The organism is Streptomyces sp. NPDC024632 (genome assembly GCF_055559175.1).
The window spans coordinates 89137-104854 of the sequence record NZ_JBVHLD010000021.1; the positions used below are offsets into that span (position 1 = coordinate 89137).

At 74.5% G+C, this 15718-nt stretch carries 12 protein-coding genes; 7 read left to right on the forward strand and 5 right to left on the reverse strand.

Features of this window, described 5'->3' with window-relative positions; translation table 11 throughout:
* Window positions 1-82 precede the first annotated feature (82 nt).
* Window positions 83-1225, forward strand: coding sequence for an O-antigen ligase family protein (locus tag ACZ37P_RS33155; RefSeq protein ID WP_467350088.1), 1143 nt, complete (start codon window positions 83-85; stop codon window positions 1223-1225).
* A gap of 76 nt (window positions 1226-1301) precedes the next feature.
* On the opposite strand, the gene ACZ37P_RS33160 is transcribed toward ACZ37P_RS33155, so the two are convergent.
* On the reverse strand, window positions 1302-1853 hold the full coding sequence (locus ACZ37P_RS33160; RefSeq protein ID WP_391050163.1) for a hypothetical protein: 552 nt from the start codon (window positions 1851-1853) through the stop codon (window positions 1302-1304).
* 46 nt (window positions 1854-1899) lie between these two features.
* Window positions 1900-2661, reverse strand: coding sequence for a glutamate racemase (locus tag ACZ37P_RS33165; protein ID WP_401313971.1), 762 nt, complete (start codon window positions 2659-2661; stop codon window positions 1900-1902).
* 351 nt (window positions 2662-3012) lie between these two features.
* On the opposite strand from ACZ37P_RS33165, the gene ACZ37P_RS33170 reads away from it, so the two are divergent.
* Complete coding sequence (locus ACZ37P_RS33170; RefSeq protein WP_355344119.1) at window positions 3013-4170, forward strand: glycosyltransferase; 1158 nt, start codon at window positions 3013-3015, stop codon at window positions 4168-4170.
* A gap of 69 nt (window positions 4171-4239) precedes the next feature.
* Here the strand turns inward: ACZ37P_RS33170 and ACZ37P_RS33175 are convergent, their stop codons facing one another.
* The gene (locus ACZ37P_RS33175; protein ID WP_467350091.1) at window positions 4240-5580 is read right to left on the reverse strand and encodes a TerD family protein; all 1341 of its coding nucleotides are present in this window, start codon (window positions 5578-5580) and stop codon (window positions 4240-4242) included.
* A 195-nt stretch (window positions 5581-5775) separates the two neighbouring features.
* Here ACZ37P_RS33175 and ACZ37P_RS33180 point away from each other — a divergent pair, with 195 nt between their 5' ends.
* The 4 genes from ACZ37P_RS33180 (at window position 5776) to ACZ37P_RS33195 (ending at window position 10542) form a co-directional block, all read left to right on the forward strand.
* Window positions 5776-6408, forward strand: coding sequence for a DUF6643 family protein (locus ACZ37P_RS33180; protein ID WP_355343905.1), 633 nt, complete (start codon window positions 5776-5778; stop codon window positions 6406-6408).
* A gap of 53 nt (window positions 6409-6461) precedes the next feature.
* Window positions 6462-7289, forward strand: coding sequence for an MOSC domain-containing protein (locus ACZ37P_RS33185; protein ID WP_355343902.1), 828 nt, complete (start codon window positions 6462-6464; stop codon window positions 7287-7289).
* Between the two features lie 93 nt (window positions 7290-7382).
* On the forward strand, window positions 7383-8012 hold the full coding sequence (locus ACZ37P_RS33190; RefSeq protein ID WP_467350093.1) for an Rv1733c family protein: 630 nt from the start codon (window positions 7383-7385) through the stop codon (window positions 8010-8012).
* 118 nt (window positions 8013-8130) lie between these two features.
* Window positions 8131-10542, forward strand: a complete 2412-nt coding sequence (locus ACZ37P_RS33195; protein WP_355343896.1) for a right-handed parallel beta-helix repeat-containing protein — start codon at window positions 8131-8133, stop codon at window positions 10540-10542.
* Here ACZ37P_RS33195 and ACZ37P_RS33200 read toward each other — a convergent pair.
* Complete coding sequence (locus ACZ37P_RS33200) at window positions 10512-13073, reverse strand: hypothetical protein (RefSeq protein ID WP_467350095.1); 2562 nt, start codon at window positions 13071-13073, stop codon at window positions 10512-10514. The genes ACZ37P_RS33195 and ACZ37P_RS33200 overlap by 31 nt on opposite strands.
* 219 nt (window positions 13074-13292) lie before the next feature.
* Between ACZ37P_RS33200 and ACZ37P_RS33205 the strand changes: the two genes are divergently transcribed.
* Window positions 13293-14138 (forward strand): DeoR/GlpR family DNA-binding transcription regulator, encoded by an 846-nt coding sequence (locus ACZ37P_RS33205; protein WP_467350097.1) that lies wholly within the window; start codon window positions 13293-13295, stop codon window positions 14136-14138.
* A 114-nt stretch (window positions 14139-14252) separates the two neighbouring features.
* Here ACZ37P_RS33205 and ACZ37P_RS33210 read toward each other — a convergent pair whose 3' ends face one another.
* Window positions 14253-15656 carry a hypothetical protein gene (locus tag ACZ37P_RS33210; RefSeq protein ID WP_467350099.1) on the reverse strand — a complete coding sequence of 468 codons (1404 nt, stop codon included), beginning with the start codon at window positions 15654-15656 and terminating at the stop codon, window positions 14253-14255.
* Between the last annotated feature and the right edge of the window lie 62 nt (window positions 15657-15718).

Consider the following 15718-nt stretch of genomic DNA (forward strand, 5'->3'; position numbering starts at 1 on the left):
CGGTGGCGACAGACAGCGCCCACGCGGGGAACGCGGGTGTGACGGTACCCCGTCGCGCCCGGGTGGCAGGGGGTACCGGGGGATGGACACGACGGCCGGCGGGACGCCGGGCGCCACGCGTACGAAGCCGGCCGGAGCGCCGCGCCCGCCGCGGCGCGAACCGCGTCCGTACAGCGGCACCACCGACGCCGTCGGCATCGCCCTCCTCGTCTGCTGCGGCGTCTGGACGCTGATCGCCGCCGCGGGCCGCGCCGCCCGCCCCGAGGGCACCCTGCTCGCCATCCTCGCGGTCAGCGCCGGATACGCGGCCGGCCGCATCCTCGGCGCGCTGCTGCCGGTGCTCGCGCCCGCCGTCGCGGCCGTGGCCGTACTCGCCCTGGTCCTCGTCCCGCCGAGCCGGCTGTCCGCGCACCCCGACGCGCCGCCGCTCGGCTATCCGAACGCCGACGCCGCGCTGCTGGTCCTCGCGGTCGGCGCCGCCTGCTGCGCCGCGTGGGCGGTCCGGGGCAAGGGGTGGCGGCTCGGGCTGCGGCTCGTGGCGGCGGGCGCCGCCGTCACCGCGCTCGCGCTGGGCTCGGCGGCGGGCTTCGCGGCGGGGATCGCCGTCGTCCTGTACTCGCTGGCCGCCGCCCGGATGCGGCGGCGGCTGCTCGGCCTGTGCGGGCTGGCGCTGGCCGCCGCGCTCGCCGTCGGCGGCAGCTACGCCGTCGCGGTCGACGCCCTGCCGTCGGGTCTGTCCGAATCGCTGACCGGCCAGCTCACCCAGCCGCGGGTCGAGCTGTGGCACGAGGCGATCGACCTGGCCGAGCGGCACCCGCTGCGCGGGGTCGGGCCCGAGCGGTTCACCGAGGAGAACGCCGGTCCGCCCGCGGACGCCACCACCGCCGTCGCAGCCTCACCGCCGTCCGCGCCGCTCCAGCTCGCCGCCGAGCAGGGCATTCCGGGCGCGGCGCTGCTCGCCGTCGCCTTCGGCTGGCTGCTGTACGCCCTGTGGCGCTCGCCGCGCCCCACCCCCGTCGTCCTCACCGCGGGCGCCGCCCTCACCGGGCTCGCCCTGCTCGCCACCGTCGACCACGTGCTCAGCTACGCCGTGGTCACAGCGGGAGCCGGGTTCCTCGCGGGCATGGCCACGGCCCGCCCTCTGCCGGACGACGGCTGCCCGCCGGTGGCCGGGTCGGCGCCCGGACCCTTGCTGCCGGACGACGGATTCGGTCCACTGCGCTGACCGGGTGGCCCGGCCTCGGGGCCCGCCCCGGATACGGGTGTGCGGGCCTGGGCGTCTCCGGCCCGCGGGACGCGGGTCAGGCGCCGGAGGTGTGGCGGGCGGTGCGCAGCGTCAGCAGGTCGCGGATGGTGTCCACGGCGCCCTGCGCGTCGTCGACGGTGACCGTGAAGCGGCGACCGCTGCCGAGGTCGATGACCAGGCCCTGGCCACGGCGGACGACGACCGCGGTGCCCTCCTCGGGGCGCCAGCGGTAACCCCAGCCGCCCCAGTTGCGCGGGCTGACCAGGGGCGCGAGCTGGGCGCCGCTGACCTGCTCCAGCGGGATACGGCGGCGCGGCACTCCAATGTGGCCGCAGCGCACGTCGACCGCGTCGTGGTCGACCCGGACCCTGACGTGCGTGAAGGCGACCGTGCCGAACAGCACCAGGAGCCCGACGGCCACGCAGCCCACCACGGACATCACCAGCGGGGCCAGGCCCGAGGCGGCGTCGGGGCCTTCCACGGCCAGCTCGATGCCCAGCGCCATGCAGGCGGCGCCACAGGCGGCGAGCACCCATTGCATGCGGTTACGGGCCCGCCCCGTCCAGACGTGGGGCGCGCCGCTCTCCGGCCGAGGAGGGTGCGTCATGCTGTGAAGGGTACTGGGATACCCACCAGAAGGCAGCCCTATGCACTCAGGCGGTGGCGGGTGTCACCAATGAGGCGCCTTCGGCGTACGCCAGCGCCGCCGCGGGGAGCGGGGCCGACCGGCCGTTGAGGACGACCTCGATCCGGCCGCCGCCGGTCGCCCGGGCGGCGGACCCCGCACGGCGCAGCGCCTGCGCGGCGACGGCGTCCGCCGAGCCGTAGAGCACGGCGCCGGGGACGGCCGCGGCGATCCGGTCGGCGACGAGTTCGTAGTGCGTGCAGCCGAGCACGATGGCCCGCGCTCCGGCGGGGGTCAGCGCCGCGGCGGCGGCGACGGCGGCGGCCACGGCCGCGGTGTCGCCGTGCTGCACGGCGTCCGCGAGACCGGGGCAGGGCACCTCGGTGATGTGCGCGCCGTTGCCGAATTCCGCGATCAGTCCGCGCTGGTACGCGCTGCCCGTCGTCGCGGGTGTCGCCCAGATGGCGAGGGAGCCGCCGGCCGCCGCCGCGGGCTTGATCGCGGGCACGGTGCCGACGACCGGCACCGCCGGTTCGAAGGCGGCCCGCAGCGCGGGCAGCGCGTGCACGGTCGCGGTGTTGCAGGCGACGATCAGCGCGTCGGGCCGGTGCGCGACCGCGGCCCGCGCGCACTCCAGCGCCCGCCCGGTCACGTCGTCCGCGCCGCGCGGACCCCACGGCATTCCCTCGGGGTCGGACGACAGCACCAGATCCGCGTCCACCCGCAGCCGCCGTACGGCCGCCGCCGCCGCGAGCAGCCCGATCCCGGAGTCCACCAGTGCGATCTTCACCCCGCCACTCTAGCGACGCCCCCCGCCCCGCCGCCGCGTCACCACCCCCGACCCGCCCACGCCCCGATGCCGATCCCCGCACCGCCGAAGCCGCCGCCGCGCGGCGGTCGGAGGTTCGGCCCGATCCGCGTCGAGGAGGGCGGGGGCGCCGGGTGGCAGGGGGCCGCGCCCGGGCGGATGAGGCCATGGCCGCGGCCCGGACCGAAGTCGTCGCCGCCGCAGGCGGTGGGTACCGCAGCCGTCGGGCGGCCTTGGGCGGGCAGGGAGGCGGTCCGATCGGGCTTCGGGGAGGGCGGGGCGCGGCGGGTGGTGGGGGGTGGGTGCGGCAGACTGCGGGGCGTGACGGTGTTGATGGTGATCGCAGGGGTGTCGTTGCTGGCCTGGGTGTGGCTGGTGGTCGGGCAGGGGGGATTCTGGCGGACCGATGTGCGGCTGCCGCGGCGGGGCGCGCTGGACGAGTGGCCGTCGATCGCGATCGTCGTGCCCGCGCGGGACGAGGCCGAGGTGATCGGGGTGAGCCTGCCGTCGCTGCTGGCCCAGGAGTATCCGGGCCACGCCGAGGTCTTCCTGATCGACGACGGCAGCACCGACGGCACCGGGGACCTGGCCCGCGCGCTGCACGACCGGCACGGAGGTCTGCCGCTGACGGTCTCCTCGCCCGGCGAGCCGCCGCCCGGCTGGACGGGCAAGCTGTGGGCGGTCCGGCACGGCATCACGCTGGCCGCCGAGCGCAGCGGCCCCGACTACCTGCTGCTGACGGACGCCGACATCGCCCACCGGCCGGACAGTCTGCGCGAGTTGACGGCCGCCGCGGTCTCCCGCGACCTCGACATGGTCTCGCTCATGGCACGCCTGCGCGTGGAAACGGGCTGGGAGAAGCTCATCGTCCCGGCCTTCGTGTACTTCTTCGCGCAGCTCTACCCCTTCCGCTGGATCAACAAGGCCCGCTCCCGTACGGCCGCCGCCGCGGGCGGCTGCGTGCTGATCCGCGCGTCGGCCGTGGCCGCCGCCCGCGTGCCCGACTCCATCCGGCAGTCGGTGATCGACGACGTGGCGCTCGCCCGCGCGGTGAAGCGTTCGGGCGGCAGGATCTGGCTCGGGCTCGCCGAACGCGTGGACAGCGTGCGGCCCTACCCGGACCTGGGCGAGCTGTGGCGGATGGTCTCGCGCAGCGCGTACGCGCAACTCCGGCACAATCCGGCGGTGTTGCTCGGCACGGTGCTCGGGCTCGCGCTGATCTATCTGGTGCCGCCGCTCGCGGCGGTCGGCGGCGCGATCGCCGGGGCCTGGCCGCTGTGCGCGCTGGGGCTCGCGGCGTGGGCGGCGATGGCGGCCAGTTACGTACCGATGCTGCGGTACTACGGTCAGCCGTGGTGGCTGGCGCCGACCCTGCCGTACACGGCGGCGCTGTATCTGCTGATGACCGTCGACTCCGCGGTCGAGCACTACCGCGGCCGGGGCGCGGCCTGGAAGGGCCGCACCTACGCGCGGCCCGACGCCTCCGTCTAGGGCGCGTCGGCGCCCAGCCCGTCGGCACGGAGTCCGTCGAGGCCCGCACCAAGTCCCTTCAGCCACGCCTCACTTGCGGCCCGGCGTCCAGTTCAGGCCCCAGCCGTACGCGTAGTCCGTCGTGCGCTGCGGGCTCACGCCGAGCCTGGGCACCAGATAGCGCGCCTCGCGCCGTACGACGAGGTCGTCGCCCTCGCGGACCAGCAGCGCGAGGGCGCAGACGTTGGACTGCACGGTGCACTCGTCGAGGACGAAGTCGACCGGGGCGCCGTACTGCGGCTGGAGCGTGACGGTGGCGTGCAGTCCCGCGAAGCTGCGAGCGCCTTCGTAGATCGTGACGAAGACGAGGATCCGCCGGAAGTGGGCGGTGTGGTCGAGGTTGACGGTCAGATTCTCGCCGGACGCGCTGCCGCCGGTGCGGTCGTCGCCGTCGAGCAGGATGAACGGCGGCTGGTAGAGCGAGCCGAAGGCGTTGCCGAGGGCCTGCACCACACCCTTGCTGCCGTCGGAGAGTTCGAAGAGCGCGCACAGGTCGAGGTCGACGCCGCCGCCCTTGCGGAACCGCCCGCCGCCGCGGGCCGGGTCGACCCGCCAGCTCAGATTGACCCGCAACGCGCCCGTGGCGCCGCCCTGTTTGGTGAGCGAGACCGCCGGCGCGTCCTTGGTGAGCGTGACCTTGGACAGCCGTACCGGCGCGGGTGCCGAAGCCGGAACGGGCGGTGCCGTCGGGGCGGGCGGTGCGACGGGTACGACCACGGTCGGCTCCGGAGCGACGGCACGCGTCGCCTCGGGCAGAGGGTCGGACATGGGCTCGGACATGGGCTCAGGTACGGGATCGGGTACCGGCTCTGGCACCACGTCCGGCAGCCGCTCCGGCAGTTGATCCGCCCGCAGCCCGTACGCGGCGCCCAGCCCCGCGAGCCCGGAGCCGTACCCCTGCCCGACCGCCCGGAATTTCCAGCCGCCGCCGCGCCGGTAACACTCGCCGAGGACGTACGCCGTCTCCGCCGTGGCCCCCTCGCAGTCGAAGCGCGCGACCTCCGCTCCCCCGTCGGTGACGCGCAGCCGCAGTCCGGGGATCCGGCCGAAGGTGCCGCCGTCGGAGCGGGCGACGATCAGCACGGAGGTGACGGCCGTTTCGACGGACGCGAGGTCAACCGAAAGAGTGTCAGTGACCGTGCCTGCGGCCGGGTCCGGATCCGGCGTTCCACCAGCCGCGTAGCGCACCGCGCCGGAGGGGTGCACGGGTGCGGCGGCGTGCACCAGATCGTCCGCATCGCGGGCCCCGGTGTCCGCCACGAGCAGCGCGCAGACGTCGGCGCGCGGGATGCCCGTACCCGCCCGCCTGGTGAACTCCACCTGGAGGACCGCCGTGGGCAGCGGCATGTTCTCGCCCTTGCGCAGCGTCATCGGATGCCCCCTCGCACGTGCGCCGAGACGCCCGGTAACACCAAGGACGCACGGCTTTTACCTGATCACATCATGAGACGCTGACCGTTTTCCCCGGATTCGCTCATATTGGGGACAGGACCGCGCAACACGCAGCACAAACAACCCGCTAATCGGTCTCCCCAACGACCACATCGTGGGCTTAACTTATGGCTCATGAGCTCCCCCCGCGGTTCTTATGGTGGCGGCTACAGCGGCTACTACCCCTCGTCCTCGTCCTTCCCGGACACCCCGATCTACGACAGCCTCGTGGCCGAGCGAGGCACACCGCAGATCGCCCCCATCCGCGTGCCGTCCTACACCCCGTACGAGACAGGCACCGGATACAGCGGCTACCCCGGCAGCAACCTTCCCGCGCTGCCCGCGCTCCCGGCTCTGCCGTCGGGGCCGTCGGCCCCCTCGCCGCAGTACACCCAGCCGCAGCCCGCCGCGCAGAACGGCTACCCGACGCCCGCGTACCAGCCGCCGCCCGCGCCTTACATCCCGCAGCAGACCGCCGCTCCGCGCGGCGGCTTCAACGGGAACGCCTTCAACGGCGGCAACGGCGGCGCATTCAACGGCGGCGGCTCCAACGGGACGGGCACCGGCAACGGTTACAGCAACGGCGGCGGGTACCCGGCGCAGCCGCCGCAGCCCTCCCCCTCCGGCTACGAGGCCGCGCGGCCGGTGCCGCCTCGTCCCGTACCGCCGCGGCAGGCGCCCGGCGGCCACCCGGAGGAGCAGTATCCGCGGCGCAATCTCGGCCAGGGTGTTCCCCCGGCCGCCGGAGGCGGTTACTACCAGGGCTGATCAGGTACCTCCCGGGCCGATCGGCCCGGCGCGTGTGCTGGCAGGATGGCGGTATGACCTCGACCGTCCTCAGCGCGCTGCACATCTACCCGGTCAAGTCGCTGCGTGGAATCAGCATGCGGACGGCGGTCGTGGAGCCGTGGGGGCTCACCGCTGACCGCCGTTGGATGCTGGTCGACCGCGAGCGGGGCAAGGCCGTGACACAGCGGGAACAGCCGCGTATGGCGCTGCTGGCCGCCGAACCCGTGGGGGGTGGCGGTCTGCGGCTGACCGGTCCCGGGCTGCCGCCGCTCGATGTCGCCGTGCCTGAGCCGGGTCCGCTGGAGACGGTGACGCTCTTCGCCCACAAGATCGAGGTCGTGCCCGCGGGGCAGGCGGCCGACGACTGGTTCAGCGGGTATCTCGGCCGCCCGGTGCGGCTGATGCACATGGACGACCCCGCGGTCCGGCGGCCGGTCGACCCCGATTTCTCCGCGCCGGGCGACATGGTCAGCCTCGCCGACGGCTTTCCGCTGCTGGTGACCACGACCGCCTCGCTCGCCGCCCTCAACTCGCTGATCGCGCAGGGCGAGCGGGCCGAGGAGGGCCCGCTGCCGATGAACCGCTTCAGGCCGAACGCGGTCGTGGACGGCACCGAGGCGTGGGCCGAGGACGACTGGCGGCGGGTACGGATCGGCGAGGTCACCTTCCGCGTCCCCAAACCCTGCGGGCGGTGCGTGATCACCACCACCGACCAGGGCAGCGCCGGGCGCGGCAAGGAGCCGCTGCACACCCTCGGCAAGTACCGCAGGATCGGTTCGAGTCTTGTTTTCGGCCAGAATCTGATCCCCGAGAACCCCGGAACCCTACGGGTCGGCGACCCGTTGACCATCGTGGAGTAACGCGTCGCCGCGGCGCTCCCGCGACCCCCGCGGATCCACACGCATGAGTCGCGCCGTTTGCGGTAGTTGAACGGGTGTGAAGGGGGTCCGTCCATGAATCGCCACAGTCGGCAGCGTCACCGCACACGGCTCAGGAAGTTCGGCTGGCGGTGGCGGCGCAATCCGCTGCGGCGCCGCTCCGATGTCGTCGAGGCATGGCTCGGCGTGGCCACCGTGGTGCTGCTCTGCGCGACCCCCGCGCTCGGCTGGTGGGCGGGCAGTTCGGTGGACCGGGCCCTCCAGCGGGTGGTGCGCACCGAGAACGCGCAGCGGCGGCTGGTCCCCGCCACCGTGCTGGATCCGCCGGACACGACGACGCCCGTGGTCGCCGACAAGGTCGGCACCGCCGATCCGCGCCGCGGCGATCTGCTGCGCTGGAAGTCCCCGGACGGCGAATCCGTCTACAGCGCGACGGTGCCCGGCGACATCGAGGTCTGGCGCAAGGGCGGTATCTGGCTGTGGACGGACCGCTCGGGCGAACTGGTCGCGCCACCGCTGGATTCGGCCACCGCCGCCACGCACTCCGTGCTGGCGGGCACCGCGGCCGCGACGTCCGCCGCCGGATTCCTGATGATCGTACGGCAGTTGGTGATGTGGCGGCTGATGAGCCGCCGGCTGACGAGCTGGGAGCGGGACTGGGCCCGCGTCGGCCAGGACTGGGGCCGCGCGGGAGCGGGCGGCTGAGCGGCGCGACGACCGGGCGGGACCGCGGGCGGACCGGTGTTCGTCAACAGCCGCCTTCCGCGCACGCTACGGTGGGTCCCCGGTCAGCAGATGCAAGAGGTGGGGGCACAGCAGCCCGATGGCACATGGCGTGGTCCAGGTGACCAATCCGAACAGCTCGCGGTGGCGCCGCCGCACGGGCGAGTACGAGTCCCTGGCCGCCGCGGTCGAAGCGGCGGCGGACGGTGACATCCTCTCGGTGAGTTCAGGCACCTACCGGGAGAATCTGGTGCTGGACCGCGCGGTGACGCTGCGCTGCGCCGACGGCGCCGGGACGGTACGGATCGCCCCGGCCTCGGGCGTGGCGCTGACCGTACGGGCCGCCGCGACCGTCCAGGACCTCGTGGTCGAGGGCCAGGACATCTCGGCCGCCGCGCTGCTCGTCGAGGCGTGCGCGCCCGAGCTGACGGGCCTGCGGATCAACACCCGTTCCGCGGTGGGCCTTGAGGTGCGCGACGGCGCCCGGCCCACGGTGCGGCAGTGCACGGTGGACAATCCGGGCGGCCTCGGGATCAGCGTGCTGGACGCCGCGGGCGGGCTGTTCGAGGAGTGCGAGGTGGTCGCCGCGGGCCAGAGCGGGATCGCCGTACGCGGCGGGGCCGCGCCGCGCCTCGAGCGCTGCCGGGTGCACAACACCTCGGGCTCCGGCCTGTCGGTGACCGGCGAGGGCAGCGCCCTGGAGGCGGTGGGCTGCGAGGTGTACGAGATCCGCGGCAGCGGTGTGCAGGTCTCCGCGCGCGCCTCCGCGCACTTCACCGACTGCCAGGTGCACCGCACGACCGGCGACGGCATCTCGCTGGACACCGACGGGGTGCTGGCGATGGCGGACTGCGACATCCACGACATCCCGGAGAACGCGGTCGACCTGCGGGCGCGTTCGGTGCTGACGCTGACCCGCTGCCAGGTCCGCCGCTTCGGCCGCAACGGCCTGTCGGTGTGGGACCCGGGCACCCGCGTGGACGCCAACCAGTGCGAGATCCACGACAGTACGGGCGACTATCCGGCGGTCTGGGTGAGCGACGGCGCCGTGGCCATACTGGATTCCTGCCGGGTCCACGACGTGCCGGACGCGCTCTTCGTCCTGGACCGGGGCTCGCGCGCCGATGTCGTGGACACCGACTTCTCGCAGATCCGCAACACCGCGGTGTCGGTGAGCGACGGTGCGAACGTCCAGCTCGACGACTGCCGGATCCGGGAGGCCGCCACCGGCGCCTGGTTCCGTGACCACGGCAGCGGCGGCACGCTCGCGCAGGTCACCATCGACGACACCGCGACCGGGGTGATCGTCACCAAGGGCGCCGACCCGGCGCTCGACCGGTGCACGGTCACCAACGCGGCCGAGTCCGGCATCTACGTCTCGGCCGAGGGCCGCGGCACCTTCACCGCCGTCCGGGTCACCGGCAGCCGCGGCTACGGCTTCCACATCATCGACGGCTGCCGGTCCACGCTGACCCGCTGCCGTACCGAGCGGTGCGCGCGCGGCGGTTACGAATTCGCCGAGCCGGGCCCGGTCACCGAGGACTGCACCAGCGACCGGGCGGCGACGGAGGCCGATCCGGTGCCGGTGCCCTCGGGCGCCGCGACCGTGCAGCAGGCCGCGGCGACACAGTCGTACGGGCTGCTCGGCGGTGTTCCCGAGCAGCGTCCGGTGGCCGAGACCGCGCCGCCCGAGCAGGTCGCGCGGGACAGCGACGACGTGCTCGGCGACCTGGACGCGCTGGTCGGCCTGGACAGCGTCAAGCGCGAGGTGCGCACGCTGATCGACCTGATCGCGGTCGGCCGCCGCCGCCAGGAGGCCGGGCTGAAGGCGCCCTCGCTCCGCCGCCACCTGGTCTTCACCGGCTCCCCCGGCACCGGCAAGACCACGGTGGCCCGGCTGTACGGGGAGATCCTGGCGTCGCTCGGCGTGCTCCAGCGCGGCCATCTCGTCGAGGTGGCGCGGGTGGACCTGGTGGGCGAGCACATCGGGTCGACGGCGATCCGTACCCAGGAGGCGTTCGAACGGGCCCGCGGCGGTGTGCTGTTCATCGACGAGGCGTACGCGCTGGCCCCCGAGGACTCCGGGCGGGACTTCGGACGCGAGGCGATCGACACGCTGGTGAAGCTGATGGAGGACCACCGGGACGCGGTGGTGGTGATCGTCGCCGGGTACACCGCGGAGATGGAGCGCTTCCTCGCCTCCAACCCCGGTGTGGCGTCGCGTTTCTCACGGACCATCACCTTCGGCGACTACACCGCGGAGGAGCTGCTGCGGATCGTGGAGTCGCAGGTCCTGGAGCAGGAGTACCAACTCGCGGACGACGCGGGCGAGGCGCTGCTCAAGTACTTCACCGCGATCCCGAAGGGTCCGGGGTTCGGCAACGGCCGCGCGGCCCGGCAGACGTTCGAGGCGATGGTCGAGCGGCACGCGGGACGGCTGGCGCAGGTCGAGGAACCCACGCACGAGGAACTCCAGTTGCTCTACCCGGAAGATCTGCCGGAGCTGCCCTGAGCGGGCAGCGCGGTCGGCGCCGGGGCGGACCGTACGGCCCGCTCCGGCCCTGACCGCGCCAACTCGGCGAGCAGCGCCGTGCGTTCCTCGGCGAAGGCCGGGTCGGCCTGGAAGTCCGAGTGCCCGAGCACCGGTTCCGGCAGCGGGTGGTACAGACTGCGGCCGTACGCGACGGGGTCGAGCAGCGGACCCCGGTCGACGTACGGCGCGGCCGAACTGCCGTGCTCGCCCTGTGCGTTGGAGCGGGCGCCGAGGTGGACGGGGCCGCCGATCGGGTCGGTGCGGCGCCACAGATTGCGCCAGGCGTGCATGTCATCGTGCAGCGCGCGCAGCCGGTCGGGCCCGAAGTGGGCGGGGAACCAGCGGCCGTAGAGCCGGGCCAGCGGACAGCCGTAGGTGAGCAGGGCGACGCGGGCGCGGGTGGCCGGGTCGAGCTGCCAGACCGCGGCGGCGGCCAGGACGCTGCCCTGCGAGTGGCCGGACAGGATGATCCGGCCGCCGGTGCGCCGCGTCCAGGTCTGGATCCGCCAGCTCAGGTCGGGCACCGCGCGCTCGGCGTAGCAGGGCGGCGCGAAGGGGTGCGCGGCGCGCGGCCAGAAGGTGCCGACGTCCCACAGGATGCCGACCGTGCGGCGCGCGGAGGCGTCGCGGTACGCCCGCCGTCCCAGCGCGATCAGCGCCACCACTCCGGCGCCGACCATCCAGGAGCCGAGCGCCTGCGCGGTGCCGGCGACCGCGTCGAGGACGCCCGGCGCCCCGGCGGCGGTCTCCCCCGGTGTGCGGCCCGAGCGCAGGGCGCCCACGAGAGCCCCGGCGCCCAGGGCGAACGACGCCGCGCACACCACGGCGATCAGCATCGGCGCGCTGTCGGTCAGCCCGGCGCGGGCGAGGGTCCCGGCGATCTGCCGGGTCCTGGTCCTGTGGTGCGGCTCGTCCGGGTACATCCGCTCGACCTCCGCGCGCAGCTCCCGCTCCCGGCGCCGCAGCCGCCACATCACCGCGGCGGCGCACAGCAGGAGCACCGCGAGGACGGCGGGGATCACGGACGCCTCCCAGGTCAGCACGGCGGGCGGCCCGGCCAGCGAGCTGCCCTTCTCGCCGGGCGTCGGACCCCGGTCCAGCCAGTCCGCGCACCGCTGCGCCACCCCGCCGGTCAGCACTCCGCCCATCGCGCAGGCCAGCAGCGCGACGGCGGGCCCGGCGAGCCCGCGCAGCGCGACCCCGCGGTCGGCGGGCCGGCCGTCGGGGGCGTCGTCAGGTGAATCGTCGGGCGCGTCGGCGGACCCGGGAGGGGCCGCGGACGTCGGCGCGTACTCCGGCGGAGGCGAGCGGTGCAGGAGCAGCGCCGTCACCGCGAGCGCGGCGATCAGCGCGCCCTGGAGCACGGTGAGCACGGTGAACGTCTGGGCGGCGGGCAGTCGTCCGGCGGAGGTCCAGCCGGGCCGGTGCCAGGCGCCGTAGACGACGGCCGCGGTCAGTGCCGCCGCCGTGCCGTTGAGCAGGACCCGCGTGGTGAGCCGGTCGGTGGTGTCGTCCACGTCGTTCTCGGTACGGCGGGCCCGGCACGCGGCGACGACGGCCGCCGTGCCGAGGACAGCGAGCAGCCCGGCGAGCGTCCAGCCGACCGCCGGGAGCGCCCGCCCGCCGTGCCCGTGGTCGTAGCGCAGGGCCGGGACGCACAGGGCGGCGGCGACGGTGAGCAGGCCGGCGGCGGTGTGGGCGGTGCGCAGCCGGGCGACGGACCGGCGGCCGTACCAGAATCCGGGCAGCGCGAGGGCGGGGGTGCCGGAGCCGGGCGGCGGGGCCTGCCGGTCGTTCGGGCGCTGCGACTCGTACGCGTACCAGGTGCGATGGGACAGCCACCACAGCAGGCAGGTCAGGGCGAGCGGTGCGGTGGCGGCCAGGGCGAGACGGCGGCCGGGCTCGCTCCACCAGCCGCCGCGCTCGACGGCCGCGAAGCCGAGCCACGCCTTGTCGCGGGCGCAGGCGGCCCGGCCCGCGCACTGCCACGCGACGATGTCGAGGGCGACTTCGCAGGCGGCGGCGACCAGCAGCACGGTGAGGGTCAGCGCGATCAGCCGGACGAGGACGTCGTAGCCGCGGCGCAGCCGGTGCCGGGTGGACGGCGGGCGCATCCAGTGCGCCAGGTTGGCGATCATGAACGGCAGGAGCAGCAGCCACAGCGCGCGGCTGCCGTTGCCCGAGGTGAGGTTGGACCAGCAGTACGCCTCGGCCACCGGGCCGTCGCGGTGTTCCTCGGGGTGCTCCTCGGCGTCGGCGTCGCGGACGCGGCGGTGTATCCCGGCGATGTCGTCGCCCGCGACGCAGACGATGCGGGAGTCGTCGAGCATGAGGGCGGGGGTGGTGCCGCCGACTCCGTGGACGAGGAGTTCCAGCGCGAGCGTCTCGCACGTACCGGCTTCGGGTCCGGTGTTCGCCTCGGGTTCCGCTTCGGCTCTCGCCTCCGCTTCCGCCGCCCGCGCGTCCGTTCCGCCTTCCGCTCCCGCTCCCGCTCCCGTTCGTGGTGACACTGCGTCCCCCGTCCCTCGCTGTTCCCTCCGGTGGTGCCCGCCCGGCCCGCGGGCAGCCGTCAGGCCCGGCAGCCGTGCCGTAATCGTGATGTCGATGGTCGGAAGTCGTACCGGTCCGGTCACCTGACGTACACGCGATGTCGCCGCTCATGGAAAGATGACCGCAGCACGTCGGTGGACGGCATCGCGGACAACGAGACGGACGGGACGGGGTTACGGGTGAGCGACAACCAGAACCTGCTCGCGGAGCAGCGGCGGGCCCTGATCCTCGACGAGGTGCGGCGGCGCGGCGGTGTCCGGGTCAACGAGCTGACGCGGCGGCTGAACGTCTCCGACATGACGGTGCGGCGCGATCTCGACGCGCTGGCCCGGCAGGGTGTCGTGGAGAAGGTGCACGGCGGCGCGGTGCCGGTCGTCGAGGCCAGCAGCCACGAGCCGGGCTTCGAGGCGAAGTCGGCGCTTGAGCTGGGCGCGAAGGAGGCCATCGCGCGGGCGGCGGCGACCCTGGTCACGCCGGGCAGCGCCATCGCGCTCGCGGGCGGCACGACCACCTTCGCGCTGGCCCACCATTTGCTGGACGTGCCGGATCTGACCGTGGTCACCAACTCGGTGCGGGTCGCGGACGTCTTCCAGTCGGGGCAGCGGCGGACCGGCGCCCACAGCGGCGAGGCGAGCGCGACCGTGGTGATCACCGGTGGTGTGCGCACCCCGTCGGAGACGCTGGTCGGCCCTGTCGCGGACCGGGCGATCCAGTCCCTCCACTTCGACCTGCTCTTCCTCGGCGTGCACGGCATCTCCGTGGAGGCGGGCCTGTCGACGCCGAACCTCGCGGAGGCCGAGACCAACCGGCAGTTCGTACGGTCCGCCCGCCGCGTCGTGGTGATCGCCGACCACACCAAGTGGGGCACGGTGGGCCTGAGTTCCTTCGCCTCGCTGGAGGACGTGGACACTCTCGTGACGGACGCGGGCATTCCCGAGGTGCTGCGCGCGGAGATCGCCGAGCACCTGTCGGAGCTGATGGTCGCCGAGGAGCCGGAGGGCTCGACGGGCGCGACCGACAACTGACCGCCCGGCTAAGGGTGTTCAGGGCTTCGGCTCAGTTCGTACAGGGCTTCGGCTCCGGTCGTCCAGGGCCTCGGCTCAGGCCGTCCAGGTCCTCGGCTCAGTTCGTCCAGCGGCTCAGCGGTATTCGGCGAAGCGTGCGCGCACGGCGAGGAGCACCAGCAGACCGGCCGCACCGAGCGCGCCCGCCGGGATCTGGGGCCAGCCCGCCAGGTCGTCGTGGGCGGCTTTCGCGTGCGTGTCGAAGTCGTCGAGCTGACGGCCCGCGAGGGCGTCCAGGGTGGTGGCGAAGTCCCAGAAGTCGAAGGCCACGTCACCGCGTCCGACATTGGTCAGGACAACCGCGGCCTCGTCCGTCCTGCCCCGCGACTTCAGTGACCGCAGCCGCTTGTCGTCGGCGAGGAAGTGGCCGTAGCGGGTGAGAACGTCCTCGTACGCGGCGCGTTCGGCCGCGGTGGCGTATCCGTCGGGGCTGAGCAGTGCGTCGAGTCGCTTGACCAGACCGTCGAACTGCCGCTGGTCGGCGACCCCGTAGGCGGCGTCGTGGACGAACCAGCGGCTCTCGCTCGCGGCGGCCTGCGCGGCGGTGGCGCGGGCCTCGGCCAGCCGGGACCAGGGGCGCAGCCCTTCGCGGCCGGCCGCGGTCACGGCGTCGGCGGACGAGGTGAGGGCGAGAGTGCCCACGAGGGTGACGAGCAGCGCGGCGACGGTGGCCGCGACCAGCGCCGGGTTGAACAACCGCCGGTAGTCGGTGGCCAGTTCCCACTGCCACCACAGGAGGAAGCCGAGCGCCAGCAGGCCGACGGCACCGATGACCAGGGCCCAGCGCAGCGCGGCCGAGCGGGCCGCGGACTCCAACTGCGTCGCCTTCGCCTCGTACCCGGCGGACAGCTCCGTGGCCTCGGGCAGGAGCTGGTCGTGCATGATCTGCCCGGCCTGGACGTTCATCGCCACGGCGCGCGGCGGCGGGTGGCCCGCGGTGCGGTCGGGCTGCTGCTCGTCCACGTAGGCGGCCCGGCCGCTGAGGTCGTCGTAACGGCCGAGCCCGTCGAGCAGGTCCCGCACCCGGACGCTCTGCGAGCGGTCGGCGGCGAGCTGCCGCAGCAGGTCGCTGATCTCGGCGCGCCGCTGCTGCGCGGTGATCAGCGCGATGAGCTGGTTGCCGACCTCGACCTGTGCGTCGGTGGCGGATCTGCCCGGTGCGAGGGTGTCGGCCCGCTGGGCGTCCAGGTCGGCCAGGGCGAAGCGCAACTGACCCGCCACGGCGGCCCGTTGGGTCACCGCGTCCCGCAGCCCCGCGGTGTCGGACCGTACGCCGATCGCCCCGGCGACCGCGACGGCGCACAGCGCGGCCAGCAGCGCCAGCGCCGTCAGGGCCCTGGTACCGAGCCGCCGCGGCCCGGCCTTCCCCCGTCGAAGGCCGCGCCGCGGCGCGCGTATCGTCTCCGGTTGCCTGACCGTTACGGCCACCACCGCCGGCGGGTCGCCCGCCGGGGGCCGCGTCACCTGAGACGTCGTCATGCGGCGACGCTAGGCGCGTCCCGCGAAACCCCGGTGGCCCCGGAGCGACCGCCCGGTGTCCG